Source organism: Nonomuraea sp. NPDC050310 (genome assembly GCF_040655795.1).
GTDB lineage: Bacteria > Actinomycetota > Actinomycetes > Streptosporangiales > Streptosporangiaceae > Nonomuraea.
Window position 1 is genome coordinate 175,948 of record NZ_JBFAKP010000013.1, and the last position, 26,954, is coordinate 202,901.

General features: G+C 66.5%; 25 protein-coding genes and 1 pseudogene. 20 read left to right on the plus strand and 6 right to left on the minus strand.

The genetic code is table 11. The annotated features are described in order from the left end of the window. Position 1: 1 nt before the first annotated feature. Positions 2-1,309 (minus strand): ABC transporter substrate-binding protein, encoded by a 1,308-nt coding sequence (locus tag AB0I67_RS27615; RefSeq protein ID WP_357928849.1) that lies wholly within the window; start codon positions 1,307-1,309, stop codon positions 2-4. Positions 1,310-1,538: 229 nt separating this feature from the next. Here AB0I67_RS27615 and AB0I67_RS27620 point away from each other — a divergent pair, with 229 nt between their 5' ends. The 4 genes from AB0I67_RS27620 to AB0I67_RS27635 all read left to right on the plus strand — a co-directional run bounded on the left by AB0I67_RS27620 (position 1,539) and on the right by AB0I67_RS27635 (position 5,784). Then, the gene (locus tag AB0I67_RS27620; protein ID WP_357928852.1) at positions 1,539-2,543 is read left to right on the plus strand and encodes an SIS domain-containing protein; all 1,005 of its coding nucleotides are present in this window, start codon (positions 1,539-1,541) and stop codon (positions 2,541-2,543) included. 76 nt (positions 2,544-2,619) lie between these two features. Next, positions 2,620-3,537, plus strand: a complete 918-nt coding sequence (locus tag AB0I67_RS27625; RefSeq protein ID WP_357928854.1) for a PfkB family carbohydrate kinase — start codon at positions 2,620-2,622, stop codon at positions 3,535-3,537. Between the two features lie 12 nt (positions 3,538-3,549). Then, entirely contained in the window at positions 3,550-4,647 is a 1,098-nt protein-coding gene (locus AB0I67_RS27630) for a LacI family DNA-binding transcriptional regulator (protein ID WP_357928857.1), read from the plus strand. A gap of 189 nt (positions 4,648-4,836) precedes the next feature. Then, a complete protein-coding gene (locus AB0I67_RS27635; protein WP_357928860.1) occupies positions 4,837-5,784 on the plus strand; it encodes a hypothetical protein in 948 nt (315 codons plus the stop codon). Between the two features lie 337 nt (positions 5,785-6,121). Here AB0I67_RS27635 and AB0I67_RS27640 read toward each other — a convergent pair whose 3' ends face one another. Beyond that, positions 6,122-7,249 (minus strand): SMI1/KNR4 family protein, encoded by a 1,128-nt coding sequence (locus AB0I67_RS27640; protein ID WP_357928862.1) that lies wholly within the window; start codon positions 7,247-7,249, stop codon positions 6,122-6,124. A 755-nt stretch (positions 7,250-8,004) separates the two neighbouring features. On the opposite strand from AB0I67_RS27640, the gene cutA reads away from it, so the two are divergent. Then, positions 8,005-8,322, plus strand: coding sequence for a divalent-cation tolerance protein CutA (gene cutA, locus AB0I67_RS27645; RefSeq protein WP_357928865.1), 318 nt, complete (start codon positions 8,005-8,007; stop codon positions 8,320-8,322). Here cutA and AB0I67_RS27650 read toward each other — a convergent pair. Further along, complete coding sequence (locus AB0I67_RS27650) at positions 8,291-8,605, minus strand: hypothetical protein (RefSeq protein WP_357928867.1); 315 nt, start codon at positions 8,603-8,605, stop codon at positions 8,291-8,293. The two genes, cutA and AB0I67_RS27650, sit on opposite strands and share 32 nt — an antisense overlap. Before the next feature lie 417 nt (positions 8,606-9,022). Continuing rightward, positions 9,023-9,616 (minus strand): helix-turn-helix transcriptional regulator, encoded by a 594-nt coding sequence (locus tag AB0I67_RS27655; RefSeq protein ID WP_357928952.1) that lies wholly within the window; start codon positions 9,614-9,616, stop codon positions 9,023-9,025. 627 nt (positions 9,617-10,243) lie between these two features. On the opposite strand from AB0I67_RS27655, the gene AB0I67_RS27660 reads away from it, so the two are divergent. From AB0I67_RS27660 to AB0I67_RS27700, 9 genes are all read left to right on the plus strand, one after another. Beyond that, on the plus strand, positions 10,244-10,420 hold the full coding sequence (locus tag AB0I67_RS27660) for a hypothetical protein (RefSeq protein ID WP_357928870.1): 177 nt from the start codon (positions 10,244-10,246) through the stop codon (positions 10,418-10,420). Between the two features lie 368 nt (positions 10,421-10,788). Continuing rightward, entirely contained in the window at positions 10,789-11,019 is a 231-nt protein-coding gene (locus AB0I67_RS27665; RefSeq protein ID WP_357928872.1) for a hypothetical protein, read from the plus strand. 30 nt (positions 11,020-11,049) lie between these two features. After that, the gene (locus AB0I67_RS27670; RefSeq protein ID WP_357928875.1) at positions 11,050-11,256 is read left to right on the plus strand and encodes a hypothetical protein; all 207 of its coding nucleotides are present in this window, start codon (positions 11,050-11,052) and stop codon (positions 11,254-11,256) included. A 5-nt stretch (positions 11,257-11,261) separates the two neighbouring features. Continuing rightward, positions 11,262-11,399: a hypothetical protein gene (locus AB0I67_RS27675; protein ID WP_357928878.1), complete on the plus strand. Its 138-nt coding sequence runs from the start codon at positions 11,262-11,264 to the stop codon at positions 11,397-11,399. A gap of 18 nt (positions 11,400-11,417) precedes the next feature. Continuing rightward, the gene (locus AB0I67_RS27680; protein ID WP_357928881.1) at positions 11,418-11,606 is read left to right on the plus strand and encodes a hypothetical protein; all 189 of its coding nucleotides are present in this window, start codon (positions 11,418-11,420) and stop codon (positions 11,604-11,606) included. A 77-nt stretch (positions 11,607-11,683) separates the two neighbouring features. Continuing rightward, entirely contained in the window at positions 11,684-11,980 is a 297-nt protein-coding gene (locus tag AB0I67_RS27685) for a hypothetical protein (protein ID WP_357928884.1), read from the plus strand. Next, positions 11,973-13,778, plus strand: coding sequence for a cell division protein FtsK (locus AB0I67_RS27690; RefSeq protein ID WP_357928887.1), 1,806 nt, complete (start codon positions 11,973-11,975; stop codon positions 13,776-13,778). Before AB0I67_RS27685 ends, AB0I67_RS27690 begins: the two co-directional genes overlap by 8 nt. A 690-nt stretch (positions 13,779-14,468) precedes the next feature. Beyond that, on the plus strand, positions 14,469-15,008 hold the full coding sequence (locus AB0I67_RS27695; RefSeq protein WP_357928890.1) for an RNA polymerase sigma factor: 540 nt from the start codon (positions 14,469-14,471) through the stop codon (positions 15,006-15,008). Continuing rightward, positions 15,005-16,162 carry a CU044_5270 family protein gene (locus AB0I67_RS27700; protein WP_357928893.1) on the plus strand — a complete coding sequence of 386 codons (1,158 nt, stop codon included), beginning with the start codon at positions 15,005-15,007 and terminating at the stop codon, positions 16,160-16,162. The genes AB0I67_RS27695 and AB0I67_RS27700 overlap by 4 nt, the downstream gene beginning before the upstream one ends. Positions 16,163-16,491: 329 nt before the next feature. Here AB0I67_RS27700 and AB0I67_RS27705 read toward each other — a convergent pair whose 3' ends face one another. Both AB0I67_RS27705 and AB0I67_RS27710 read right to left on the minus strand, forming a co-directional pair. After that, entirely contained in the window at positions 16,492-16,791 is a 300-nt protein-coding gene (locus AB0I67_RS27705; RefSeq protein ID WP_357928895.1) for a hypothetical protein, read from the minus strand. 222 nt (positions 16,792-17,013) lie between these two features. Further along, positions 17,014-17,460 carry a helix-turn-helix transcriptional regulator gene (locus tag AB0I67_RS27710; RefSeq protein ID WP_357928897.1) on the minus strand — a complete coding sequence of 149 codons (447 nt, stop codon included), beginning with the start codon at positions 17,458-17,460 and terminating at the stop codon, positions 17,014-17,016. Between the two features lie 617 nt (positions 17,461-18,077). Between AB0I67_RS27710 and AB0I67_RS27715 the strand changes: the two are divergent. From AB0I67_RS27715 to AB0I67_RS27740, 6 genes and pseudogenes are all read left to right on the plus strand, one after another. Further along, positions 18,078-19,892, plus strand: a pseudogene (locus tag AB0I67_RS27715) (PQQ-dependent sugar dehydrogenase); the annotation flags it as partial. A gap of 116 nt (positions 19,893-20,008) precedes the next feature. Beyond that, entirely contained in the window at positions 20,009-20,962 is a 954-nt protein-coding gene (locus tag AB0I67_RS27720) for a YbhB/YbcL family Raf kinase inhibitor-like protein (protein WP_357928954.1), read from the plus strand. Positions 20,963-22,122: 1,160 nt separating this feature from the next. After that, complete coding sequence (locus tag AB0I67_RS27725) at positions 22,123-22,599, plus strand: DUF2637 domain-containing protein (RefSeq protein ID WP_357928957.1); 477 nt, start codon at positions 22,123-22,125, stop codon at positions 22,597-22,599. 436 nt (positions 22,600-23,035) lie between these two features. Beyond that, positions 23,036-24,421, plus strand: a complete 1,386-nt coding sequence (locus tag AB0I67_RS27730; protein ID WP_357928899.1) for a dsDNA nuclease domain-containing protein — start codon at positions 23,036-23,038, stop codon at positions 24,419-24,421. Beyond that, positions 24,418-24,963, plus strand: coding sequence for a hypothetical protein (locus AB0I67_RS27735; protein ID WP_357928901.1), 546 nt, complete (start codon positions 24,418-24,420; stop codon positions 24,961-24,963). Before AB0I67_RS27730 ends, AB0I67_RS27735 begins: the two co-directional genes overlap by 4 nt. Further along, positions 24,964-26,898 (plus strand): hypothetical protein, encoded by a 1,935-nt coding sequence (locus AB0I67_RS27740; RefSeq protein ID WP_357928904.1) that lies wholly within the window; start codon positions 24,964-24,966, stop codon positions 26,896-26,898. The last annotated feature ends 56 nt before the right edge of the window (positions 26,899-26,954 follow it).

The window sequence follows — 26,954 nt, forward strand, 5'->3', positions numbered from 1 at the left end:
ACTACTGGGCAGACTCTGAGGCCTGGCGGACGCTCTCGAGCACCTGCTCGGGCCGCTTGGCGCCGGTGATGAGCGCCTCGCCGCCCGCCAGCCATGCGTCGGCCACCTCGGGAACCGTCACCATGTCCAGCCAGCTGACCAGCTCGGGTGCCTGGTTGACCAGCTCGATGCCCTCGAAGACGGCCTTGCTCGAGGTGTCGGGGGTGACGGCGCCGACGACCGTGCTGGGCTGGCCGTACGGGGGAGCGGAGAGGGTCTTCGCGTTCTCCTGCTCGGTGACGAACTTCATGAAGTCGACGGCGAGCGCGGCACGCGGCGACTTGGCGTTGACCAGGTAGCCCTCGGGCGCCCCTTCGATCGCCTTGGGGTTGCCCGCGGCGCCGGAGGGAACCGGCAGCGGGAAGATGCCGAACTCCTCGGGGGTCAGCCCGCGGCCGGCCGTCGCGTTGTCGAACTCCAGGATCTCCTGGTAGTACATGGCGGCCTTGCCGTTGGAGAAGGCCTCCTGTGCGGAGGTGTAGAGCACGCCGTTGGTGCCGCTGCCCGTGTCGGTGCAGGTGTCGACGAGGGTCTTGAACTGCTTGAGCGCGGCGACGTAGCCGGGGTCGTCCAGCTTGGCCGTCGAGGGGTGGAAGTCGGCGCGCAGGGTGGCGTTCGGCACGTTGTAGGCGAACAGCTGCTGGAGGTAGTGCAGCGCGGGCCAGCCGTCCTTGTTGCCGAAGGCGATGGGCTCGTAGCCGGCCTTGCGCAGGGTGGCGCAGCTGCTGATGAGCTCCTCGAAGCTGGTGGGCGGCTTGACGCCCGCCTTGGTGAAGGCGGCCTTGTTGTAGCCCATGAACTTGCCGTTGTTGTAGAGCGGGATCCCGTAGTAGCGGCCGTCATAGGCGAAGGCCGACAGGGAGGCCTTGCTGAAGGACTTGCCCCACTCGGTGTCGGGGCCGATCACCTTGGTGAGGTCGGCCGCGCGACCGCCGCGGACGTAGTTCTCCGCCCAGTTGCCGGTCCATGAGAAGTAGATGTCAGGCAGCGCGCCGGAGGCGGTCAGCGTCTTCGACTTGTCCTTGATGCTCTGGTCGGTCTCCTGGATGAGCTCGACCTTCACCCCCGGATGGTTCTTCTCGTAGGCGGCCGCGAGCTTCTCGAAGTACGGGCTCAGCGGTTCGCCGGCGAACTTGGTGAGGATGCTGAGCGTGCCGGAGAACTCCGGCTTCGCCGTGACGTCGGCTGCGGGAGCCTCGCCCGAGCCACCGGCACAGCCGGTGAGGGCGAGCGTTCCGAGCAGTGCCGCGAACGTCGTCAGTGGGCGCATGGGCTTCCTTTCTCTCGGGGGGAGAGGGGACCGCCGGTGCAGTGGCACCTCAGATCCGCTTGGTGAGGGCTGACTGTACAGACGAACTGATACCGGTACCAGACTCAAGCGCAAGATCTTTAATGTTGTGGCGTTGAGCTGCTGTATTGACGTCGATAGCGGCGCTGTGTCAGCGTGATGGCCGCGTGATACCGGTCTCAGGTTGGCCGCACACTCCCGAAAGGACGCGATGATGCTCGGATTCAACGAGCCCGAATTCCTCTCTCAGACGGCGAGCGCGGTGGCACTGCGCCCCCAGATCGAGAAGCTCGTCGACCGCCTCGTGGACGAGGGGTTCGACAACCTCTTCCTCGTCGGCGCGGGCGGGACATACGCCCAGATGTGGCCGTACGAGCACCTCGCCAGGCGGGCCTCCAGCCTGCCCGTGCGCTCGGCGATCGCGGCGGAGCTGATCGTCTCCGGTGACGCCACCCTGGGTGAGCGCTCCGTGGTGATCTTCACCTCGGTCTCGGGCACGACCGACGACAGCATCCGCGCCATCGAGTACTGCAAGGCCAAGGGCGCCTACACGGTCGGTTTCACCGGCTACGCCGACTCGCCCGTCGCCCAGAGCGTCGACGTGGCGCTCGTCTCCGAGCCGAAGACCTGGCCCTTCGACCTGCAGATGCTGCTGTTCATGGGACGGCTGCTGGCCCGCAGGGGCGAGTTCGACGGCTACGAGAAGCTCGCCGACGAGCTCGCGGGCATCCCCGGCGTCCTCGTCGAGGTCGCGAAACAGGCCGAGCCCGTGGCCGCCGGCTTCGCCGAGGCACACCAGGACACCGACTACCACTTCCTCGTCGGCGGCGGAAACCTCTGGGGCTTCACCTACCTCTACTCGATGTGCATCCTCGAGGAGATGCAGTGGCTGCGCACCACCAGGGTGCACAGCGCCGAGTTCTTCCACGGCTCGCTCGAGCTGATCGAGAAGGACACCAGCGTGGTCATCTTCCAGGGCGAGGACGAGACGCGCGCCCTCACCGACCGGGTCGAGGCCTTCGCCAGGCGGGTCTCGGACGACGTCACCGTCTTCGACACCCGTGACTACCCGCTCGAGGGGATCAGCCCCGAGTTCCGCGGCCTGCTCGCGCCACTGGTCCTCGACACCGTGCTGAGCAGGGTCAGCAAGCACCTGGAGCGCGTCCGCGACCACTCGCTCGACCTGCGCCGCTACTACCGGGTCATGGAGTACTGAGCACCCCTGCGCCCCGTCCGCACCACCTGGGCGGGGCGCGCTCCCTCGCCCTCACTCGCCCGCGCACAGGAGAACCATGAGAGTCCTCGGCTTCGGTGACAACATCGTCGACCGGTTCGTCGACCGCGGCATCGACTATCCGGGCGGCAACAGCGTCAACGTCGCCGTCTACGCGCGCAGGCTCGGCCTGGAAGCGGCCTATCTCGGGGTGTTCGGCGACGACGACCTCGGCGCCTTCCTGCGCGAATCGATCGCTGCCCAGGGGGTCGCCGTCGACCGCTGCGTGGTCAGACAGGGGGAGAGCGGCGTCTCCACCCTGCGGGTGGACGACGGCGACCGGATCTTCCTCGGGTGGAACGGCGGCGGCGTCACGGTCAGCGAGCCGCTCGTGCTCGAAGGCGACCTGCTCGACTACGCGTCGTCCTTCGACCTCGTCCACTCGAGCGTCTACTCGCGCAGCGAGAGCGAGTTGCCCAAGCTGGCAGGGCGCGGCCCGCTCGTGAGCTTCGACCTCTCGAGCGAGGAGGAGTACCGCACCCCCTCCTATCTCGACCGCGTCTGCCCGCACGCCGACCTGGTGCTGCTGTCGTGCTCCCACCTCGGCGAGGCCGCGACGCGCGCCCTGCTGGCCGACGCCGTACGGCGGGGCGCGCGGATGGCGCTCGCCACCCGCGGCGTGCGGGGGGCGATCGCTCACGACGGCCGCGTCACGGTGGCGGCCCCCGCGCGCCCGGTGGAGCAGGAGCAGGTGGTCGACACCATGGGCTGCGGTGACGCCTTCCTGGCCGGATTCGCCGTCTCCCTGCTGCGTGGCGGCTGGTCGGCGAAGGCCGAAGGGGCCGCTCCCGAGCCGGACGCGATCGAGCGCGCTCTGCACGACGGCGCCGCGGCCGCCTACGAGCAGTGCTTCGTCGAAGGGGCCTTCGGCCACGGCAGAGCCCCGGACAGGGCGACCGTGGCTAGCATGTGGGCAGCCGCCGAACACGAGAGATGAGGGACGTCATCCATGCCAGCTGACCGGGGCCGTGTGGCGGGGTCGCCGACGATCTCCGAGGTGGCCGCCGAGGCGGGGGTCGGCCGCGCCACGGCGGCCAGGACGCTCGGCGGGTATGGGTATGTCAGCCCCGAACTGCGTGAACGGGTGCTCGCGGCGGCCGAGAAGCTCGGTTACCGGGCCAACGCGCTGGCCCGCAGCATGTCGACAGGGGTGAGCCACACCCTCGGCGTGATCGTCGCCGACATCGGCAACCCGTTCTTCGCCGGTGTCGTGCGCGGGATCTCCGACACCTCACGTGCCAGGGGCTTCGACACGATCGTGCTGAGCACCTACGAGGAACTCGAGGAGGAGGTCGCGGCGACGAACGTGCTCATCGACAAGCGGGTCGACGGCGTCATCATCGCCTCGGCCGCCGTCGACCGTACGGAGGTCGCCCACATCAAGGCGGCGATGGACCGGGGCATCCCCGTCGTCCTCGTCGACCGCGCGGTCGCCTCGCTCGACCTCGACGCGGTCGTCATCGACAACCGCGCAGCGGCGAGGGAGGCCGTGGAGACCCTCATAGCAGCAGGTCACCGCCGCATCGGCTTCGTCTGGGGGCCGCCGGTGGCGCAGGCCCCCGCCACCAGGCGCGGGCTGCTCACCGCCGCCTCCCGCAACCTGTGGACGGACGGCGAGCGCCTGCGCGGCTACCTCGACGCCCTCGACGACGCCCGCATCCCCTTCGACCCCGACCTCGTGATGGTCGGACGCAAGACGGAGGAGCGGGTGCCGGGGGAGGTCGCCAGAATGCTGGCCCTTCCCGACCGGATCACCGCGGTGTTCTGCACCGAGACCGACGCGGTAACCGGCGCGCTCCGCGCCTTCAGGACGGCAGGCCTGTCCTGCCCGCGTGACGTGGCGCTGATCGGCTTCGACGACAGCTCGTGGGCGGCGGTCATGGAGCCGCCCCTCACGATGATCGAGCAGCCCGTGCACGAGCTGGGCGCGAAGGCGGCCGAGGTGCTGCTCGACACCATCGCGGGAGCCGAGCCGCGCAGGGAGATGCACACGCTGAGCTCCCGCCTCGTCGTGCGCTCCTCCGTCGCCCCGCTGCGCGGCGCCTGAACCGGGGGCTGGCCGGACTTGGTCACGGGATGTCGGGCACGGGCAAGTCGACCGCCCTGCGGGTCCTGTGTACGCGGCCGAGCCGAGACCGCTGCTCGTTCCCTCGGCTCCGTAGCGTCCGGCAGCGGGCGCGCCGGCGGCCTCGATGCGCCACCGACGGAACACCCGCCGGTCGGCTACAAAGAACTCATGATCTTCACGACGGTGCAGAGAAGCATCAGGAGTGCGCTGGTTGCGCTGTGCGGAGCCACGCTGACGGATTGCGGCCTGGTCGGTGGCCTGTTCGGGGACGACATCGCCACCCCCAAGTCGTCAGCCGATCTGATGCTGCCGTTAGATGCCTACGAGCTCGCCCCGGCCGATCACGCACAGGTGCTGCGCGCCCGGTTCAGATTGATAACCGAATGCCTGCGGCACTATCAGCTCGATTTCCAGCCGCCGGCCGTCGAACCACCGATCTACCCCCGGAACGCCGGTTACCTGGGATGGCTCGAAGGACAGCAGGTCGGGCAGTACGGCTACGCCGGACCACCCGGTTACAAGTCGTCAAAGGCGATGGACGGCTTCGAGCCGTACCTGGTGACGGATGACCAGTTCCGCGTCCTGTCCGGAAAGGTCGAACGATTCCGCGGCAAGGCAGTGCCGCCCGGCGGATGCGACGCGAAGGTCGACGGAGTGCTCAACCAAGGAGCAAAGGATGTCCCCGCCGCCGAGATCGCAAAGCGGTTCAACCAAGACGAGATCGTCGAGCTGGCGTCCGCCGCCGCCGAGGCGGCCGTTCGGGACGAGCGGATCGCGACGGCTGAGCGCTCCTGGAGCGACTGCATGAAGCGAGCGGGCTTCCACTACCGGACCACATCCGACGCGATAAGCGACCCGCGCTGGATGACGACCGCGGCGAACGACCACCTAAAACTGCCCCGAGGCACACCGGAGGAGACCCGTACCGCGCTCGCAGACTCCACCTGCCGCCGAGACGTCAACTACTACGGCATCCGCCAGGCGGTGCACACGGAGTACCAAAACAAGATCATCGAAACGCGCCGAGGCCGGCTGAACACGATCAAGCTCCTCAACGACGCCCGCCTCACCAACGCCGCGAAGGTACTCAACGACGAGATCACACTCACCTGGTGACCCACGAAGCTGGCGACCGTACACGGAAAATCGAGGCGTTCGGGGCCTCGACAACCAGGGGGACAGGCTCAATGCAGCAGTCGCTGCGTCCCGTATCAGACTGCTGGCGCGCACACCGGTGAGCGATCCGGTAATCCTGGAGCTCTGTCCCGCAGCCGGGCTTGCCTTCATCACGCGTACGGCCCGGCAGCCCGAGCACCATGTCGCTCACCGGGCGGAATGGGCCGGCAAACCCGGCGGCGAACAAGTGCCGCTGCTGCTTGCGGTCCACGCGAACTGCCCCCAAGCTGGTGCGCCCGGGCTGGCCGAGCCTGAGGACAGCGTGAAGGAACACCCCTCAGCCCCGACGCGTCATCAAAATCTCCCTCCCACGCTCAGGAGTGATCAGCCCGGCAAGCCGTGGATCGGCCATCAGGCTCGCAGGGGCGATGTGGTCCTCGCTCAACGGACGCCAGAGCGCGAGCGCCTCCCGAATACGCGGCCAAGCCGTGTCCGGATCGGCAATCGCGGCCTGCACAGCCGCGTCGAACTCGGCGTTGCCCACGACGACCCGAAACCCAGCCTCGCCCGCCTTGGCGAGGTAGTCGCCGACGAGCTGCTTGATCGGCTCCGTGCCGTACTTCCGCAGGTGGGAGAATGTGGAACTCTGGAGATGATGATTGGTTCGAAGGTGCTCAAGATGGAGGACGGGCAGTATCTCGGCGGCGACGAGTGAGCCGTCGAGCTCCCAGGTTCCGGCTGGTCGCCCTCCGCGAGAGAGCGCCGACACCACCAGCCCGGTGTCCTGGCCGCCAACCAAGGCGTCGATCTGGAAGAGCAGAACCCGTGCGCGGTCCCGACCGAACGCCGCGGCCTCCCTGAGCACAGGCTCCGCCTCGTCAAGAGCACCGGCGAGAGCCGCCCGTCGCGCCTGCTCAACCTTCGAGTCCCACTCCCGCTGGGTCGCGCACTGCGGGCGCTCAAGATGGTGAAAGGCCGCGAACATGCTGTACATCAGGTCGTAGAAGGAGTCATGCCGCCGCGGGGCTTCGGCCATCCACGAGAACACCTCGTAAGCCGCCCACTCACCACGCTCGTCCACATCGCCCGGGTCGAGGAACAAGCATCCCGCGTCCGCCTCGGTGCAGATCAGCAACCCCCTCTGGAAGATCGCAGCCTCTTCTTCCGCCCCCTCAAGGTGCTCACACCACATCGGGTCCAAATCGCGCACCCAGCCCAGCTCCTCCGCACTGCGGATCCCTTCCACGAAGTTCATCGTGTGGCCCCAGCCGTTGGAGAACAGGAGAAACTCCCGTAATGACGGCGGAAGCCGTACACCCAGACGGCCTTCCACCACGGTCACTTGCTCCTCGGTGGCGGGCGGGAAACCCGCCCACCCGTCCGGGATGATGTCCGCGTAGTCGGGGCAGGCGAGGCAATCCTCGTTCCAGCGGTGGAGGAATGAGCTCCAGGTGGCGCGGTCCACTCGATGTGCTCCAGGTCGGTCCGACAGAGTCGCCTCACTACAACAGAACGCACTGACAGAACCGGAGCGCCCGGTTCGAGCTGAGGCAATTGCCGGCAGATGGGCAGCGCCCTAGAGACGCCTTGGGACTGTGACCCCTCGTGAGTCACCCTTGCTCCTTGCCCTGTCGGGCACGCAACGGGCACGCCCGCTCTACGGACGTCTTTGGTCTCGGAGGGCGCCCTCGATGCGGAGTCCCACGCCGATCAATGCGGTGACCAGGAGCGTCGCGTGCCACGACCATGGCATAGCTCCTCCAGCCACCAGCAAGGTCAAGAAGGAGAGGCCGCACCCGAAGACGATGAAGGCGCTTCCCCACTCACGCGCGACCTTGCCCTCTGGGTGGGGCTTGGGAGGACGCTGAAGTACGGGCTCGTCTGGCTCAGACACGACCGAGAGCATCCCATGTCGCCTGGTCGCTCGGGAAGTGATCCACTTCCTGCACATCTTCTCCCGTCTGCCTCGTCCCATTCGGAGGGCAAGCGGGCAAAGGGCCAGGCTGGAGCGCCCTCCCAGAAGAGCAACCTTGGCCCATGGCCCTCGGTCTGCTCGGGGCTGTCTGGAAGTGGCGGGCGGGAAGATTAAGCGCACCTCAGCCACTCGACGTTCCTCGGATCTGAGCGATCGAATGCGCAGAGGGATAGAGGCTGGGACATGGGATCGTGTACGGGAAACCTACGCCTTACGACTCAAGGGGAACTGAGTTGAAGGGTTGCATGCAGGTCGTCACGACCGTGCCCGACATGGAGCAAGGCACCGCCCTGGCTCGAAGCATCACGGAGCAGCGCCTGGCCGCCGGCGTTCAACTTGTGGGACCGATCAGGTCGTTCTACTGGTGGAAAGGTGCTCTACGCGATGAAGAGGAGTGGCAACTAGTCATCATGACCACCACCGCTCTGCTTGGTGAGCTTGAGAGTCACATCAAATCGCAGCACAGCTACGAAACCCCGCAGATCGTGGCTATGGAAATCGTCCAAGGCAGCGCGGAATACCTGCGATGGATCAGTGACGAGACGCAGAGAACTGGCGCTTAGTCAAACCTAGATCCTCAAGGAACAGCCTAACCGGCTGCTGCGTCCGCCATTGTTCCAAGGACTTGGCCAGTACCTCGAAGCGTGGCAGCCAGATCACCGATTCCGTCTCCCGGACGATGGTCAATCCTTCGCGCGCCGCTCGGGCGGCTTCGTTGATTGACCCGTGAACGATGTGCGCTGTCGCGATATCGCCGAGGATGATGCCCGCACGTTTCCGGTCGACTTCGGGAAGTCGGGAGATGACCGCTCGTGCCAGGTCTTCGGCTTCACCTAGCCGGCCCACGCGGGAGAACGTCGCGATCCGGAAGGAGTCGAAGCGGTCTTGGTCCAGGAATCGGGTCCAGACTCGGTCCTCTTCCGGATCGCGATGTTGAACGCGTCTTCCGCGGCAGTCCAGGACCGGACAGCCGATTCCTTGTCGCCTAGGGCTGCGCTCTCCTCGGCATGGCGGGCCGCCAGCCATGACGTAGTTCCGGGGGATGCCGCCTGGGGAAGCAGTTCCAGGGCGTTTGCCAACAGCGCCCGCGCTCGCCCATGTACACCCTTGGAGCTCGGAATGTAGCTCCGGTATCCGTAGGCGCAGGCGATGATCCCCGGATCGTCGGCTTCCTTGGCCGCTTTCTCAGCGGTGTCGTAGAAGTTGCGAGCTGTTGACGGGCTCCCCAGGTCCGAGGCGAGCCAGCCGGCCAGAACGCTGCTCTCACCCGCTACGACGATCAATCGTCGCCGTAGCTGATCCTTGGGGTCCGAAGGGTGTCCCGTTGAGGATCGTCCCAACCTCCCGGAGGTGGGCCGCGAGCCCCTTGAAGATCGAATGAGCGGGGAGCATCTCTTCTAGTCGATGGAATCCTGCGGACCTCGACTCCATCTCCCGGACGATTGACTCATCGAGTGCGGATGGTTTGGCCAGTGCGAAGGAGACTTTCTCCCACGCTTCACTCTGCGCCAGTGTGGTGGTTGCGCCCAGTTGGGCGACCATGCCCAGCAGTTCACGGCGGTTCAACGCTTCGCCCCTTTTGCCGATCGCTTCAGCCAGGAGCTGCAAATCGAACGTGTCAGTCGGGACTTGCAGCCCATCCCTGACGCGTTGGGCATCATCGCTGCCACTGGACGCTAGCCCCAGAGCCCTACGCAGATGCGCAGGCATGCCCAAACCGTCAGCGAATGCTTCAAATGTAGACTTGGCGCTCGCTACGCGCTTGCCCGTTTTGTACTCGCTGATGCGTCCCTGGGTGATCCCGGTAAGACCGGCAATCTGGCCCTGCGTGATGCCGTACTTGTTGAGGATGCGGATCGCCTCCGAGGTCGCGGCGTTGACATACGTCGGACATGTCCTGACGTGTGAAAACGCCTTCTAATACCTGTCGGATATGGCCGTGATCCATCACCATGGCGGCGTTCCGTTCCCGTGATTGCGCGCCTGCAAGGCAAAGGTAAAGCGTCTCTAGTCCATCACACCGTGAGATATCACGGCGAGATTAGCGCAGACGATTTTGCTTGGAAACCTCACACCAGCGCAACGAGCCTGTCAGGACGACGGGCATGGCATTCGCTCACAACGTGCCTGAGCTCTGGGAGGCGGCGAGATGGATTCATGTAGTGGCGTACGTCGGATGGTCCTCGCGGGTCCACGCCATTCGGCAGAGGCGCTCTCCCGTGAACTGCGGGGCCACGGCCTCGCCAGTCGGGTGAATGATGGATTCGGGCTCGCCGTCGTCATGTTGAGGACTGGTCTGAACGTCTGGACCGACGGAGTCACGTACTGGTGGTTGTGCACTCGCGAGAGCCGCCACGAACGGCCGACCTGGGCATGGCAGGCAGCCACCGACCACGAGCGCGCCGCCGTACGCCTCGCTCGCCAGTCCACCACGACGCCGGGTATCCCATCAGCGTCCGAGACGATCAAGGTGAGGACGTAGCCATGTACGTCTCGCCCCGATCCCAGCGTCTCAGTCCGGACTATGTTCTCGACCTGATCATTTGGTTCTACGGGTCCTGGGATGAGGCGCTCAAGTGCGCCGACGGGCAGGCCGTGATCGAGCTTTACCTGCCCGCCGGTTTCGAGCCTCCACCGACCGGGTCTGGTGATGCGACCTGACCCTCTCCTGGCGCAGGGGGAGAGGCATCCCGTCAACGCATCACCAGACCCCTCGCGGGTACGGCAGCGCGGCACCTTCCGGCTCTCCGGGGCCGCTGGAAGTGTCCACCCCCTCCGCGCTGCCGTACCTGATCACTAACGCCCCCGGCAGGACTGGCCGCGTTCCCCAGAGCGCGCGTTCCCACGGTCCTGCCGGGGGTCTTTCCATGCGCTGTGACCAGGGATTCATCTCACCGCGTGATCGCGAGTATCTCGTCGCAAGATCCGGATGATCTCACTGCAAGATCACATCATGAGCTGGGGCCACCCCTTCCTCGACGCCTACTTTCGCACCAGTGGGACGCGAGAGATGGAAGGGAGTAGCCGCGATGAACCAGCTCAGAGGCTTCAAAGCAGCGATCACCGCGCTTCGCGCAGTAGCGGACGCTCTGGACAACTGGCCTGACGGACTGCTCCCGCACCCGTCGCTCGCCGCCATCTGCGTGGTGGTCGTGATTAGCGCCCGAGTCGCCGCCGACGCCCTGGACGCCTGCCCGCACCTTCCCACCCTGCTCAAGGCGCTGACCAGGAAGGAGCTGATCATCCATGTCGCACGCTGACTACGACCGCTTAATCATCGGCGGTAATCGATGAACATCCCGCTCTTGATCGTGCTGCTCGCGCTGGTCATGGCCGCTGCCACGTTGCTGCTCTTCACCGTGCTGGTCATCTCGATCCGCCGCGAAGACAGCCGCCGGCACCTCGACCCCGCCCCCACCCGCATGGACGAGCAACTCACCCGTCTCCTGCTCGGCACCCACACCCACCACGACCACGACACCCGCCAGAGGAGGTGAACTCGATGACCCGTGACATCCCCCGCACCATGATCGGCGGCTGCCCCTGCGGCGCCGCCACCGACACCCAGGCGAAGCGATGCGTCAAGTGCCGCAACCGCGCCCGCTGGCACCGCCGCAAGGCCCTGCACGACGGCCTCTGAAAGGGAGGTGATCGACCCATGACCGTGACCGTCCCCCTGGTAGCCATCCTGGCCGCGATCGTCTTCGTCGCCTGGCGCCACCTCGGCCTGCGCCTATGGCACGCCCTCACCGCGCTCACCTGCGGGTTCCTGCTCGCCGCCACCACCCTCGCCCCCGATATCCAGCAGGCCATCGACGCCGCCCTGTCCTGGCTCGCCGACCGCTGACCACAAGACGGAGACCTGATGAACGCAACCCCCGCACCGAACCCGACCCCGACCCCCACGCGAAGGAGGGATGCCTAATGACCCAACCCGCCAGCGCAGAACCCATAGACCCGCAGGAGGATCTCAACCCCCGCACCACCCAGCTCAACGCCCTGACCAGACGGCGGCAAACGACTACCGCACTCGACGACCCCCACCCGCTGATCCGCGAGCTCCTTCACCTACGAGCTGGCATCCGCGCCGCCCGTATGAAGCACGCCAACCTCCTGGCCGCCGCCCGCGCCACCCTCGCCGCCCACCAGGACGGCGAGCCCGACCCGTGCTGGTACCTGCGCGACGAGATCGCCGCCCAAACCGCAGGCGCCGATGCCTAGAAGCCGCACCACCCGCCACCAACTGCGGCGCAACGCCCGCCGGATGCGCCGCTACGGCATCCTGCCCACCGCCTCCATCAGCGACGACCTCAACCTCGCCCCGCTCATCATCACCGGCATCACCCGCGCCGCCTGGCGCTACCGCTCAGAACTCGCACCATTCACCCTGGCCGCCCTCACCCTCGCAGCCGGCGCGCTCCTGCGCCGCCACAGCCCCACCTGGTGGCCCACCGTCTTGCTCCTCACCGCCGCCGCAGCGGCAGGAATCGCGCTGTTCGGAAGGTGGGGGAATCTGACCCGTCCGGTGGAGCGCGGCTACGCGATCACCGTGGTGGCGTTCCTCGGCGGGTGGCTGGCCTCCGCCATGCTCGCCGGCCCCCTCACCACACCCCTGCCCGCGCTGCTGGCCGTCGGCGCGACGGTGCTGGCGGTGCCGTGGTGGGCACACCGCCGCCGCCGCGCCCGCGTCCGCGTCGAACGCACCCTGGCCGCCTGGCCCGACATCGCCGACAGCATCGGCCTGACCGGCTCCCGCATCCAATCAGCGGTGGTCGACCTGTGGGGCTACCGCTTCCGCCTGGCCCTGGCGCGCGGCCAGACCGTCGAAGACGCCGTCAGCCGCATCCCCGCCATGGAATCAGCGCTCGGCTCCCGCCACGGCGCCGTCCGCATCCAACCCGTCCCGACCAAGCACGCCCACCGCGCCGACGTCCGCGTCATCGAAACCGACCCGCACGCCAGCGCCATCACCTGGCCGGGACCGTCGATCACCTCCATCACCCAGCCCGCCAAACTCGGCCTGTTCGAAGACGGCAGCCCCGTACGCGTGCCGCTGCTGCACCGCCACGCCCTCATCGGCGGCGTCGCCGGAGCCGGCAAAAGCGGCGGCGTCAACGTCCTGCTCGGCGAACTGACCGCCTGCCCCGACGCCCTCATCTGGGGCATCGACCTCAAACGCGGCATGGAACTGCTGCCGTGGGCGTCCTGCCTGGACCGGCTGGCCACCACCCCCGAGGAGGCAGCCGCCCTGCTCGCCGACGCCGTCACCGTCCTCGACGCCCGCGCCGACCACCTGGCCCGCCACACCGAACGCACCTGGCACCCCACCCCACACGCCCCCGCCCTGATCATCCTGGCCGACGAGTACGCCGAACTCGTCGACGAAGCCCCTCAGGCGGTACGGCACGCTGACTCCATCGCCCGCCGCGGCCGAGCCGTAGCCGTCCAACTCATCGCCGCCACCCAACGCCCCTCCCAAAAGGCCATGGGCCAGGGAGCCGTCCGCTCCCAGATGGACATCCGGATCGCCTTCCGCGTCCGCGAACAACGCGACGTCGACCTGATCATGGGCCAAGGCATGCTCAAAGCCGGCTGGCACGCCCACAAACTCGACGCCCCCGGCAAATTCCTCATCTCGTGCCCTGAGCACGACACCGCCCGCCGCGCCCGCACCTACCTCCTCAACGACGAACGAGTCGCGTTCACCGTTGAGGGCCACGTGCCCCACAGACCGGCCCTCGATGCGGTGTCGTCCCAAGCGCTCGAACGCCATCTGCCAGAACCGGCAGCCAACCCTGAACCCCACACCCGTCCAGAGAACGGGGGAGCCGCCGAGGAGACGCTCCTGACACTCCTGCGCGCCGCGCCTCCGGAAGGGACCTCGGTACCCGCTCTGGTGGAAGGCTCGGGCAAGAGCCGCCAATGGGTGTACTGGCGACTGGCCCGACTCCAAGAATCCGGCGGAGTGCAGCAGGTCCGGCATGGGCGCTGGCGAGCCACCTGCGATGACGTTGCGTAATCGTCCAATGTCCAATGTCTCGCGCGCGTCTGCACGTAGGCGGACGTTCTCGCGGGATTAGACAATCATTAGACGTTCACGAACAGTGACGGAAGGCTCGAAGAGGCACCTAGCGAGGGAACGCTGCAGAGTGCTGCTCATGGTCCTCGCGGACACAAGGTTGAGGTCGTACCGAAGCTGCGACGCCAAGGGCGCGCGAAGCGTTGTTGCCCCGGCGGGCATTCCGCAGGGGCAACACACGCAATGAACGTCAGTCAATCGTCCATGTCCAAGCTGCGCTGGAACTCGGCGACCGACTCGCCCGTGGCGGCGGACTGGATCGCTGAGACGAAGCGCTGCCGAAGGTCGGACGGATGCGCCTGGGCCAGGCAACCACTGCGGTCCCAAAGGACCTCACCGAACAAGAGACCGACCAGGAGGTGCTCGGTTTTGATCGCGTGGATGGGTCAGCCGTCTGCCGGCGGTCATGGCCGCGGAGGGTCTGTTCGCACTCGTCGAGGATCTGCAGTCGGACGGGCTACGCCGTTCCGAACTGCCGAGGCGGTTGCCATGGGCAGAGGACTGGTTCGCGTGGGTCCGTGTAGGGGCCCGAGGTCGGGCTGTTGGGAGGATGCGGAAATCGGGATGTAAGAAAGTCCTCCTTCGGACCACTTGCTCTCTGAGTGTCTGTCCCCGACCGAAGGAACCGGCTTGCCAAACCCCCATGAGCGCTTCACCGCGCTCTACAACACCTACCAAGCGCGGGTGTACGGCTACGCGGCAAGTCGCGCCGGACATCAACTCGCGGAGGAAGTGGTCAGCGAGACCTTCCTCGTGGCCTGGCGGCGTCTGGACAGCATCCCCGACCACGCGCAGCTGCCATGGCTTCTCCGCGTCGCCCGCAACATCCTGCGCGACAACTTCCGGCAGGCCGCCCGGCGTCAATCCCTGGAAGCCGAACTGCGGATGTGGATCGACGAGGCAGCCGCCGACGTGGGCGAACACGCCACCGAACGCGTCGCCGTACTGCGTGCCCTGGCCGGTCTGTCCGACGCCGACAAAGAGATCCTCACCCTGACCACCTGGCACGGCCTGTCCAGCACGGAGGCGGCCGAGGTCCTCGGCTGCAGCAAGACCACCTTCTTCGTCCGCCTGCACCGGGCGCGCCGCCGCCTGCAGTCGGCGGTCGACGCCACCTCTACCGCCACCTTTCGAAAGCCCGTGACTGTTCCAGGAAGGGAATTGCGATGAGCCGCAAGCCCGATGCGACCGACCTGCTCGCCATGGCCCGCCCGGCTTCGCTCGAGCGCGGATCACGCCTGTCCGCTGACGACATGTTGTCCATGGCCGGCACCGAGGCGCCCGCGAGAGCGGCTTTGCTGGAGGCCCCGGTTTCGCGGATTCGGTCGCGCCTGTGGTTCCTTCTGGCGCCGCTGGCAACGGCCGCGGTTGTGGCCATGGTGTTCGCGCTGGTGCCGAAGCTGTCCCCGGCGCCTGCCGTACTCAGCCCGGTGAAGACCAACCAGGAGTTGTTCGACCTGGCCGACAGGATCGAGAAGCTGCCCGCGCAGACCGGCGCTTACTGGCGCGAGGTGAGAATCGACGGCAACTCGCTGTCTGCCGACGGCTACCGGCTCGTGGTCGTCGGCCGCCGCGAGACCTGGCAGCCGCGTAACTCCGCTGACCTGGTGCACACCCAGGTGTGGCGGCAGGACAGTGCCCGCCCGGCCACGGCCGAGGACGAGCGCGCCTGGCGGGCCGCGGGCGCTCCTGCTCAGGTCAAGGGGTACTGCGAGACCAGCGGGCCGTGCGATCCGGTGCCGGTCGCCGACGAGCCGACGGACTGCCGGTACACCGTGAAGTTGGAACCCCGGGGAACCTATCCCGACACCACGGTCAGCGAGTTCACCATGGCGGACCTGGCGGCCCTCCCCACCGATCCGGCCGCGCTCATGAAGCGACTGCGCGCCTACCACGAGGCTTGGAACAGCCGCGGCTTCACCGAGCCTTTCGAGAAGTTCCTGCCCACCACCGTGAACCTCCTGGGCATGCCACTTAGCCCCGCCCAGCGTGCCGCGATCATCCGCGTCCTGGCCGACTTGCCGACCACCAGGGTCGTGGGCACCGTGACGGATCCGCTGGGCCGAACGGGCATGTCGGTGGACTTCGGCGTGGCGGGCGGCTCGGTGGTGATCTCCGACCAGCCGCACAAGGAGATGCCGGTCTATGACAGGCAAATCCTCGACCCGGGGACAGGGGCGACCCTCGCGCGCGTCTCCTATGCGGCCCGCACCGCTTTCGGGGCGACCAAGGATGAGGTCATGAGCTACCAGGCCCGCGGCCCCGAGTCGGGCTGGACCGGACCGCCGGCTTCTCCGCCGAAGGGGTGCAAGAAGGGGGACTGACAGGGATGCCGACCCCGGCGGTGATGCTCTCGCAGCTGGGGTCTACCCGGTGATGGCGTGAGACGTCGCAGGACGTCTCAACCCATCACTGGAGTCGTCCCCCGTGGTCCAGCCCTATCGTGAACCACACGGGACAAGCTGAGTGGGCCTTCGACCTGGCCAAACACCGGCTGGAAGAGCAATTGCCATATCGCTGAGACCAAAGTGAAGATCACGGGCGACACGGGCGAGTGGCGGCACGGCAGCGGGTGGAACGCCAGCATCGCCGGCGGTGGACGGCTGTCCGTCGTCGGCGGCACGGCAGTATGAACCAGCACGTCACAGGCATGTCATGGTCGTTCGGACCGAAGGACGGGAACATCATCCGGAGCTGGGTCTGAACCCGCCCAGAACGGATTGTTCTTGTCGGGATCGTAGATGACCACGCGTCCGGTGCGTTCGAGCGCCCAGGCGATGGCCTCCTGATCAGTATCGAACGGGGGGACTTGGGCGGCGAGTCCCGGCTCACGATCGGGAGTGCCATCCTCGTTGTCGATGTAGCCGGTCCAGACCCAGCGGCTGGACGGATCGTCGCGGTCGGAGAGCTCCAGGTAGAGGTGGGCGGTCCCGCCGCTGGTGTAGTCCATCATTGGACACCTCCTAAGAGCGGGAACTGACACGTGATCGTCCGTCCGGACCGGTACTCGATGCGGCCCGCCACCTCGCTCGTGTGCCAGTATCCGCCGGGGCTGTTCGGGTGCCTCTCGTTGACAGGCTTCCAACTGAACGTGAAGGCGACCTGGTGGTTGCGAGAGCTGGCATGAGCGAAGGCATTCATCAGGCAGGTGTAGGTGGAGCGGCCGAGGTGCCCGCTAGGGCCGCAGGTCCTGCTGCCCCACTGCATGATCCCGTGGTTGGTGGGTCGCGCCCAGCTTGCGGTCGAGAAATCGCAAGTTGTTCGTGTCGGTCGAGAGGATCATGACCATGGTGGCGTCGATGACCGCCGCGGCGTCCAGCCGACTGGTGAGCTCGGCGATCTGCTCTCGGCCTTCTTCGTCGACGTCATGAGTCGGGGCGGCGACGTCTCGTGGGGCGAGGCCCAGAATCATGCGCGCATGGTCGGGCAGGCCCAAGCCGTCGGCGACCCGCTCGAAGACGGCAAGCTCGGTGATGGGGCCGGCTGAACCGCGAACCATGGCACTGATGCGTGGCTGGCTGATGCCGGTTGCCACGCTGAGCCGGACCTGGCTGGCTCCGTCGTACTTGACAGCGAGTTTGAGCCAACCGGCGATACCGCGGCTGCCGGCTGGCACGCCCATAAACTCGAAGTCTCCGGAAAACTCCTCATCTCATCCCCGGAACACCGCCCGCGCCCGCACCTACCTCCTCGACGACGAACGCGTCGCCCACACCGTCGAAGAACACTCTCCAGTAAGACCGTCTCTCGATGAGGTGTCGTCCCAAGCGCTTGAACGCCATCTGCCAGAACCGTCACCCGACCCTGAAACCCACACCCGTCCAGAGAACCGGGGAGCCGCCGAAGAGACGCTCCTAGCGCCCCTGCGCGACGCAAGGCCTACAGCTCCCGCGCCATCCGCGGTCGCGAGGGATCAAGGCCACCATTCCCGAACGCGCCGACCAGCAGGCCGCCCGCTCGTGGCGAGGCACCCGCGGCGGCCGCCCACCCGCCACGACAGGCTCGCTCGCAACTACCAGGCAGCCATCACCTTGGCCAGCACACTGCTCTGGATCCGCGCTGATCTTCTGGACACTGCCTATTGCCAGATTTCTCGAGGTATGTCTCCTCCCTTGACAGTCCTGCGCCTTGGCAAGAAAGTTAGTAAACCTTCCTAACGACCTCCCTGGTCTCTTCCCCCAGACAGCAGGAGGATTCATGCCATCCGTCAGAACGGTGCGCTCCTTAGCGGGCATGCTCATGACAGGGCTGCTGCTCAGCCTGGTGACGGCGCTGCCGGCCCAGGCCGCGCCGACCCGGTACGAAGCAGAGAACGCCGCCCTGTCCGAGGGCGCCGTCGAGAGCAACCACGCCGGCTACTCCGGCACCGGCTTCGTCAACGGCGACAACGTCGTGGGAAGCTACGTCGAGTTCACCGTCCAGGCCGCCGCCGCGGGCCAGGCGACGCTGACCATCGGGTACGCCAACGGCACCACCGCCAACAGGGCCTCCGACATCGCGGTCAACGGCGCCGTCGTCTCGGCCAACCGGCCCTTCAACGGCACCGGCGCGTGGAGCACGTGGGCGACCACCACGCTGACGGCTCCGGTCAACGCGGGCGCCAACAAGATCCGCCTCACCTCCACCACCGTGAACGGCAACCCCAACCTGGACTACGTGGACGTCGAGGTGGCCGCCGCCCCCACGGCGCTGCAGGCCGAGAACGCCACGATCGTCCAGGGCGTCGTCGAGAGCAACCACGCGGGCTTCCAGGGCACTGGGTTCGTCAACTACGACAACGTGGCCGGTTCGGCCGTCGAATTCGACGTCATCGCCCCCGCGGCCGGCAACTACGAGCTGAGCTTCCGCTTCGCCAACGGCACGACCACCAACCGCCCGATGGACATCTCCGTCAACGGCACCCTGGTCGCCGACGAACTGGCCTTCCCCGGCACCGGGGCATGGAGCACATGGGTGACCAAGTCCGTCACCGCCACCCTGCGCGCGGGGACCAACAAGGTGCGCGCCCAGGCCACCACGGTCAACGGCGGGCCCAACCTCGACCAGCTGGCCACCACCGCCCCCTCCGACAGCGAGCCGCCCACCGCGCCGGCCAACCTGCGCGTCGTGGGCGAGGTCAAGCCGAACTTGGTGGAGCTGTCCTGGGACGCCTCCACCGACAACGTCGGTGTCGGCTCCTACAAGATCTTCAACGGCGGCAACGTCCTGGAGACCGTCAGCGGCAGCATCACCACCTTCGTGGTCGGCGGCCTGACGCCGAACACCGGCTACGTGCTGAGCGTCGCCGCCTTCGACCTGGCCGGCAACGCCTCCCAGGGCAGCAACAGTCTCTCGATCACCACCCCGCCGAGCGACGACACCCAGCCGCCGACCGTCCCCGCCGGGCTGCGCGCCACCACGGTCACATCCTCCAGCATCACGCTGGTGTGGAACGCTGCCACCGACAACATCGCCGTCTCCGGCTACAACCTCTACCGCGACGGCGCCAAGTTCGCCACCGTGCCGGACCTGACGGCCACCGCCGACGGCCTGACCGCCAACCAGGACTACTCCTTCACCATCGAGGCCTTCGACGCCAACGGCAACACCTCGGCCAAGAGCGCGCCGCTGACCGTCAGGACCAACGGTACGGCGGGCGGCGGAGACCCCGTCTACGACAAGGACATCACCACCCAGTTCGACCTTCCGTGGGGCATCGGCTTCCTGCCCGACGGCAGCTCCCTGGTGGCCGAGCGCGACCGGTTCGAGATCTACCGCGTGACCGCCACCGGACAGCAGACGCTGGTGGGCAAGGTCACCGAGGCCGTCACCACCGGCGGCGAGGGCGGCCTGCTCGGCCTGGCCGTCTCGCCGAACTTCGCCACCGACCACTACGTCTACGCCTACCACACCTCCTCCACCGACAACCGGGTCGTCCGCTTCAAGTACGAGAACGGCGCGATCGGCGCCCGCGAGGCGATCGTCACCGGCATCTCCAAGAACCGCTTCCACAACGGCGGCCGGATCAAGTTCGGCCCCGACGGGATGCTCTACATCACCACCGGAGACGCCTACGTCCCCGAACGGGCGCAGAGCCTCACCTCGCTCAACGGAAAGATCCTGCGGGTCCTCCCCCGACCGGCGCGGGCGCGCCCGGCAACCCCTTCCCCAGCGCCCCCCTCGTCTACAGCCTGGGCCACCGCAACCCGCAGGGCCTGGCCTGGGACTCCCAGGGCCGGCTGTGGGCCTCGGAGTTCGGCGACGGCGCACTGGACGAGCTCAACATCATCCAGTCGGGCAAGAACTACGGCTGGCCCGAGTGCGAGGGCACCACGGGCACCGGCTGCGGCAACGCCGCCTACACCAAGCCGATCCGCACCTGGCCGGTCGCCGATGCCTCACCCAGCGGCCTGGAGATCGTCAACGACTGGATCTACATGGCGGCCGTCCGCGGCCAGCGCCTGTGGGTCATGAAGATCAACGGCAGCACCGTCGACACTCCGCGCGCGTTCTTCAACACCCGCTGGGGCCGGCTGCGCACCGTCGTCAAGACCCCCGACGGCGGCCTCTGGCTGACCTCGACCAACAACGACAAGAGCGGAGGCACGCCGACCGTCCGTGACAACGTGATCGTGCGGCTGAAGTTCGCGGCGCCGCCGTTCTCGCTGTCCAGTACGGCTTTCGCCAACAACGCCACGATTCCCATCAAGTACACCTGTGCCCAGGACAAGGTGTCGGGCAACGACATCTCGCCCCCGCTGGCCTGGGCCAACCCGCCCACGGGCACCCAGAGCTACGCGATCACCTTCATCGACACCGCCAACAGCGGCAAGCACTGGGCGATCTGGGACATCCCGGCGTCCAAGCTCAGCCTTCCTGAGGGGCTCGGCCTGGGGTACAGCGTGCCGAACCAGTCACCGGCCAAGCAGAAGGCGATGAGCAGCGGGAACAAGTCGCTGCAGTACTTCGGCCCATGCCCTGGAGGGTCCACCCACAAGTACGAGTTCACCCTGTATGCCCTGGACACCGCCACCCTGCCCGGGGTGAGCTCGTCGTCCTCGGTGGCAGCGGTGGAGACGGCGATCCTGGCCAGAGACCTGGCCAGCACCAAGCTCGCCGGCAACTCCAACGCCTCCACCAGTTAGCAAGGCAGGCTCGCCCCGGCCGAGGGCCCTCACCCGGCACGGTGAGGGCCCTCGGCTGGAAGGCGAGGCCCTCGGCGGAAGACGGGGCCTCGCCTGTCCATCCGCGGAGGTGATCTCATCTCGGCGCAAGGCGGCGAACGCGAGAAGCCTTTCGGTACTCACCATGGGCCGGGACTTCCTGATCTGTGCCGCACAGCCGGAGAGGGGGCTGCGTAGACCTCGGCCTGGGAGCTCACCTCCCGCCGTTGATCCATACGGGGGTTGTGGCACGTCCGGTTCAGGCCGGCGGTGACCTACATCTTGAAGACATCGATGCGGGAGACGAGTGTGCTGTCGGTTCCGCATCCGGACCTGGGTCTGATTCGTCGGGCACCTTTGTAGATGCCGAACATGGAGGTGGCGTACTCGGCGTCGACACGCCTGTTGTCGTCGCTCAGGTGCACACGGTGATGCTCTTGCGGTCAGCTGAGACGTAGACGAACCCTTCGCGGGACTCGCTCTGGCCCTGCCGTTGAACCGGGAGTAGAGCGTGGACCAGGGCCCCCATCGTCCATCCCGGCACATCGCTCCACCCCGAGACGGTGCGAAAGCACCACAGGATCCCTTTGAACTGATCCCGCGCCCGCCGGCGCAGCAGCCCGATCGCCGCCACGGAACCTCGAACAGCTCCTAGCCGTCGCGAAAATGCGGCGTGCTCGCCGACGCGTAGCGCACACACCCGAAGGGGCGGAGCTGGTCAGCGGCCTGCTCAGCAGCGGGCCTGAAGCGCAGGTGGCGGAGACGCACCGAGGATCGAGCATCTCCCGATGCCGTCCTGGTCACCCAGTGGATGTCCAAGACCCAGACACAACACGTAGCCGCCATGGCCCAGCTCCGCCAATCCGAAGGAGGACGGCTCATGACAGAGGAGGAGATTCACCGCATGATCGATGCTCTCGGCGACATCGCCCAGGTCATCAAGCACGCTGACCCAGCCGACACGGCCGAGGTCTACGCGAACATCGGGCTCAGCCTGCTCTAAAGGCCCCAGAAACGACTTGTGGAGGCCCGGATCTCCCCGAACCTCCACATGTGCACTTCGTTGGTGTCCGAGGGGGACTTGAACCTAAACACTATGGCCGCTTGACCTGTGAAGACATCGGTCTGGACGGAGAGTGAGCATGCTTCCTAGTCCAGCATCTGTCAGGCACATCCAGGCGACAACCATCGCAGGGGTTGCGATCCTGGCAGGGATCGCCGCTGTCGTTTCCTTCCGCCACATGCACGAGCTCCGTCTGAGACATGGTGAAGGCCATCTCGCGGCCATCCTCATCCCGCTCGCCGTCGATGGCACCATTGTGGTCGCCTCAATGTCGATCCTCCTCGCCAACCGGTACGGCTCCCGCAGCGGTGCGCTCGCCTGGACCCTGCTGATCGTCGGAAGCCTGGCCAGCCTCGGCACCAACGTTGCTGTTGCCGAACCCAGCTTGATCGGCCGCATCACCGCTGCCTGGCCCTCAGCGGCTCTGATCGGCAGTTACGAACTCCTGATGTCCCAAGTCCGTCGCGTCGCTACGCGACAGTCGACCGAAGCGCTTGCCCCCACAGCGCAGGAGGGACAGAAGACTGAGGAGCTCCCCCCGGCCGGCAGCAGATAGATGCCGCTCTCATCGATACCCCGACTCGCTCTCGTGACGATGAGGTCGTCGATCTGCATCGAGCCGCGTGGAGATGGGCCCAGGTGAACCGTTACCCCGACGGGGCCCTTCCTGCGGGCAAGGCGATCGCCGAGCGGTTCGAACGTAGCGCTCGGTTGGGGCGCGGATCAAGAAGGCGGGCCTTGCCGGTGAGCTTGGGTGACGTTGCCAGATGGCGGTCAGAGTTCGCCGGCATCTCCACGATGCCTGGGCGTCGTTCTCGGCCCTCGCAGGGATTACAAACGAACTGCCGAATCGCTATTGCTGCAGCGCAACGTGTGGCGGTTCGCACGACAAGTCATCTTTGAGCCGAGAGGGCTATTGATTACCGCATCGTGATCGGGTTCACTCTCCGTGAGTATGCGCTTATCAATCGCAAGGAAGGTGGACCCTTGTCGTGGGAGGCGACGCTGCTCCAGGAGTCGGGCAGGAATACGGGCTCTTCGCAGACGTCGACCCGAGCGGTCAGGTCGAGCTTGACCTCTTTCGGCGGCCAGCCGAGGACGCGGGCGCGCCGACCCAGGGCAATTACCACTACCAGACCGAGATCATCGCCTCGTACTGCCTGAGCCTGCACACCGACACGTCCATTGTGAAAATCATCTGTGAGTGGCAGGAAGACTTCATCATCGTGCGAGACCGCCCCCCGGCCCTGGAGCTGGTGTCGGTTAAGCACCACGACCAGATGCTGTACACCACGATGAAGTCGCTGTGCGACCACGGCGGAATTGCGCACCTGTTCGACCGATGGCTCGGCTACACCAGTCGGCCGGTTGTACGGCTGGCCAGCAACACGCGTCTGGGCGGTAGACCAAGTGACTACACGCCGCGGGCTCTCCTGGATGTGTGCAGGGCGGGTGAGTTGGAAACGCAAAGGGGGACCGCGCTGATCGCGCACCTGGCGTGGGCCTTGATGGAAATGGCGGCGAAGTCCACCACTCTGACCAACATCCCCAAACCCACTGCACCGGTCCCACCGAAACCGAACCGACACGACCCAGCTGGCCTGCCGACAGGGCTGTTCGAGATGCTCCTGCGGTTCGTGCGCAACTGCAGGTTCGACTGCGAGCGACCAGCAAAGCGGGACATCCGCGACGTCAACATCCGGCAGATTGTGGAACCGGCGGCCAACAGGCTTGGCTTCGCGCTATCGGCAGCCGCTGACGTCTACAAGGCAGTCGTCGATCTCGTCGCGGAGGCGAGCCGGGATGACAGTGGCCGTCCCATCGACTTGGCCCAATATCTGACTAACCCCGGCGCCTACGACCCGCAGTCGGAGATCGCATTGACGGTCCAGCGGCGTACCGTTTCCCGGGACGCAGTCCTGGACGCGATCCGGCTAGGCGCGCGGCGCGCCATTGGCGACCCAGTGCCGCTATTGCGGTCTGGCCATACGCCGCCACGCGCCCCTGGTGGCCACCGCCTCACCGAGAAGATGCGCGATGCCCTGATGGGTGATGACGAAAGGGACAACGCCCTGAGCTTGCGAGACCTGTGGCTGCACATCTGGCCACAGATCAGGACAGGATTCCCGGAGGACATCGAGGCACAGTTCCGACTGGAGATGGAGATCCTCGACATCGTCCGCCGGGTCCGTGCTCAGCTGGCCGGCAAAGACGGCCACTATGGCATCCAATTCCAGGCACTGCTCCATGCTGAGCTGCGCAAGGCAGAGCTCAGCCAGAAGATCGGCGTGCCACTCGACGACTTCCACATCCTCGGTTATGCGTACGAGTTGAGTGACATCTGCAAGTTCGGGTTCTCGCGACCGGCGGGCGGATGATGGCCGCTCCGCTGCCCGCTGCCGCTGTCCTGGCGATCCGCCAGGAGAGCCTCTATCACGAGGCCCGAGTCCTCATTCTCCTCTGCCAGTTCACCCGGCCGGGCGAACCATTCCGCGGCCTGACCAAATTAGCAAAGATCGATTTCCTGCTCCGGTATCCCGTCATGACCGAACGCCTTCTTCCGGCCGGTGCCGCGTGGCCGGGCGTTGCGCCGACCGACGACGAGCGACAGGCAGTGGAGAGCCGCATGATCCGCTACAAGTATGGACCGTGGGACGACCGCTACTACCCCATCCTGGGCGCGCTCGTCGGCAAACGCCTCGCGACGTTCGCCCGGGTCGACGGCTCCACCGAAATCACCCTGACCGAAGACGGACGCAACCTCGGCATGGCCTTGGAAAGTACCAACCCGTGGGCGGTCGTGGCCGAGCGGGCCAGATTCCTACGCGGACACTTCGACCTGCCCGGCCGGGATCTCAAAGCCTTGATCTACGAACGGTTGCCGGACGTCGTTGCGCTCCCGCTCAGAAGCGAGATTTAGATGGCCACGAACCTGCGTATCCGGTCCCTGACCGTGTCTACCAACCGCGCGTCGCACGCGTTTGACTTCAGCGCCCCGTTGACGTTCGTGACCGGCACGACGACAAAGGGAAAATCGACGCTGCTGATGCTGATCAAGCACGCGTTCGGCGGTAACGCTGCCCTAACTCCCGCAGTGGTCCAGCATGTTACTCATGTCGACCTCGCCATCCGGGCGGGGGAGTCGTCGCTGATCCTGCGCCGCAGAATCGGTGCCGACTCGGGCGTGGTAGAGGTGATCGAACCGGGCTCGAACCTGGTACAACACACCTGGGCGGTCACCCCCAAGCCCGCCGATGGGCCGTCCATCTCCCGGTTCATGCTAGAGGAGCTGGGCATCCCGGTCGAACGGGTGCCGACGTCCCGGGCTGGCATCAATTCCCGCACCGTCGCGCTGACCTTCAACGACATCTTCCGGTACTGCTTCCTGCAGGCCAAGGAGATCGACCGATCGGTCGTTGGGCATCTCGATCTCGCGAGCACCAACCCGAAACGCATCGCCGCGTTTGAGTTGATGTTCGGCCTCACCGACCCGGAACTTGTTGAACTGAAACGCCAGCGAGGGATCGCCCGTGACCGCGCCAAACAGCTGGACAAGGATGCTGCTGCGATCGACCGGTTCATCCGTGACGCCGGTATCGCTGATGTCGAGCAGCTTCGGACTCGGCGCATGGATCTGGCACAGCAGCTCGCGGCTGCCGAGGACAAGCTGCAGGCAACCCGAGACGAAGTCGCTGCGCTGATTGGCGCTGAAGAGGACCGCCGCGCTGAATTGTCCGAAGCCCTGACCGCATCGAAGAAGCGGCACGAGGAAGCCGACCTGCTCGCGGTCACCGTTCGCGGTCGCGAGGCCACTCTCGCTCAGTTGCGCCTTGACCTGGCCAAAGCCGAACGCCGCAGTACAGCAATCGGGCTGCTCGCGCCCTTCGAGTTCGTCACCTGCCCACGGTGTATGCAGGACCTCGACGATCGCGAGGTCGAGGGGACAACCTGCCGCCTGTGCTGCCAGCCGCTGGCTCCGGTCGACGTTGAAGATGTCCGCGCCTCCGACCAGAACGCCGATCGGATCCAGGAACAAATCGTCGAAACCGAAGCCCTGCTTCGCGCCGACACGGCTGCGCTCGAACACGCCCGGCTGTCGGCCCGTCACATGGACCTGCGCCTAGACACCCTGCATCGCGAGTACGACCAGGCAACGGCCAATACGACCTCCCCGCGGATAGAGGCGGTTGCCCAGCTGAGTCGGTACGCGGAATCCCTGCGGCACGGCATCGACGAGGCTGGCCAGCACATAGAGATGTGGCGGCGGCTCGAAGAGGTTCGCGCCCAGGCCGCTGCCTATCGGAAGACCGATCGGCAGCTCAAGGTCGATATCACCGAAAGAGAGAGAGCCCTCCGCGCCCGAGGTGCTCAGCTGGATGAAATCAGCGCGGCGTTCACCGATGAGGTCAACCTGATCGGCATCCCCACCGACGGCACCGCCCGCATCGACCCGGACACATTCCTGCCGTTGGTGGGGGACACCGCTTTCGAAGACCTGCAGGCCAGTGGCGGCGGTGCCAGCACTGCACTCAACATCGCCTACCACCTGACCCTACTCATCACCGCGCTCAACGACCCTAACGTTCTGCTACCGAGCTTGCTGATCATCGACTCTCCGCGCAAAGCGATCGGAACCGTGGATCGGGACCGTGAACTCGGCCGTCGTATCTATGCTCGTCTGGCCACCCTCGTGGAGGCATACAAGGGGCGGGTCCAACTGATCGTGGCCGACAATGATGTTCCTCCCGAGCTCGTGACCACACGCAACACGATCGTGCTCACTACCGAGCATTCGGCCGTCCCTGGTGTCACCAACACTGGCGTCGGCGAAGGCCAGCGAGTCGAGGACTTGTAGACGTCGAAAACTACCTCAAGGCGAGTCGAGGCGAGCTACGCCTGACCGGCTCCTGA

Bases quoted from the DNA above. Each gene is read 5' to 3' on its own strand.
- AB0I67_RS27740 (WP_357928904.1), top strand. From the start codon at position 24,964: ATGGCCACGAACCTGCGTATCCGGTCCCTGACCGTGTCTACCAACCGC.
- AB0I67_RS27685 (WP_357928884.1), top strand. From the start codon at position 11,684: ATGACCCAACCCGCCAGCGCAGAACCCATAGACCCGCAGGAGGATCTC.
- AB0I67_RS27725 (WP_357928957.1), top strand. From the start codon at position 22,123: ATGCTTCCTAGTCCAGCATCTGTCAGGCACATCCAGGCGACAACCATC.
- AB0I67_RS27625 (WP_357928854.1), top strand. From the start codon at position 2,620: ATGAGAGTCCTCGGCTTCGGTGACAACATCGTCGACCGGTTCGTCGAC.
- AB0I67_RS27680 (WP_357928881.1), top strand. From the start codon at position 11,418: ATGACCGTGACCGTCCCCCTGGTAGCCATCCTGGCCGCGATCGTCTTC.
- AB0I67_RS27670 (WP_357928875.1), top strand. From the start codon at position 11,050: ATGAACATCCCGCTCTTGATCGTGCTGCTCGCGCTGGTCATGGCCGCT.
- AB0I67_RS27735 (WP_357928901.1), top strand. From the start codon at position 24,418: ATGATGGCCGCTCCGCTGCCCGCTGCCGCTGTCCTGGCGATCCGCCAG.
- AB0I67_RS27700 (WP_357928893.1), top strand. From the start codon at position 15,005: ATGAGCCGCAAGCCCGATGCGACCGACCTGCTCGCCATGGCCCGCCCG.
- AB0I67_RS27630 (WP_357928857.1), top strand. From the start codon at position 3,550: ATGCCAGCTGACCGGGGCCGTGTGGCGGGGTCGCCGACGATCTCCGAG.
- AB0I67_RS27705 (WP_357928895.1), bottom strand. From the start codon at position 16,791: ATGATGGACTACACCAGCGGCGGGACCGCCCACCTCTACCTGGAGCTC.
- AB0I67_RS27690 (WP_357928887.1), top strand. From the start codon at position 11,973: ATGCCTAGAAGCCGCACCACCCGCCACCAACTGCGGCGCAACGCCCGC.
- AB0I67_RS27675 (WP_357928878.1), top strand. From the start codon at position 11,262: ATGACCCGTGACATCCCCCGCACCATGATCGGCGGCTGCCCCTGCGGC.
- AB0I67_RS27620 (WP_357928852.1), top strand. From the start codon at position 1,539: ATGATGCTCGGATTCAACGAGCCCGAATTCCTCTCTCAGACGGCGAGC.
- AB0I67_RS27660 (WP_357928870.1), top strand. From the start codon at position 10,244: ATGTACGTCTCGCCCCGATCCCAGCGTCTCAGTCCGGACTATGTTCTC.
- AB0I67_RS27665 (WP_357928872.1), top strand. From the start codon at position 10,789: ATGAACCAGCTCAGAGGCTTCAAAGCAGCGATCACCGCGCTTCGCGCA.
- AB0I67_RS27710 (WP_357928897.1), bottom strand. From the start codon at position 17,460: ATGGGCGTGCCAGCCGGCAGCCGCGGTATCGCCGGTTGGCTCAAACTC.
- cutA (WP_357928865.1), top strand. From the start codon at position 8,005: ATGCAGGTCGTCACGACCGTGCCCGACATGGAGCAAGGCACCGCCCTG.
- AB0I67_RS27615 (WP_357928849.1), bottom strand. From the start codon at position 1,309: ATGCGCCCACTGACGACGTTCGCGGCACTGCTCGGAACGCTCGCCCTC.
- AB0I67_RS27635 (WP_357928860.1), top strand. From the start codon at position 4,837: ATGATCTTCACGACGGTGCAGAGAAGCATCAGGAGTGCGCTGGTTGCG.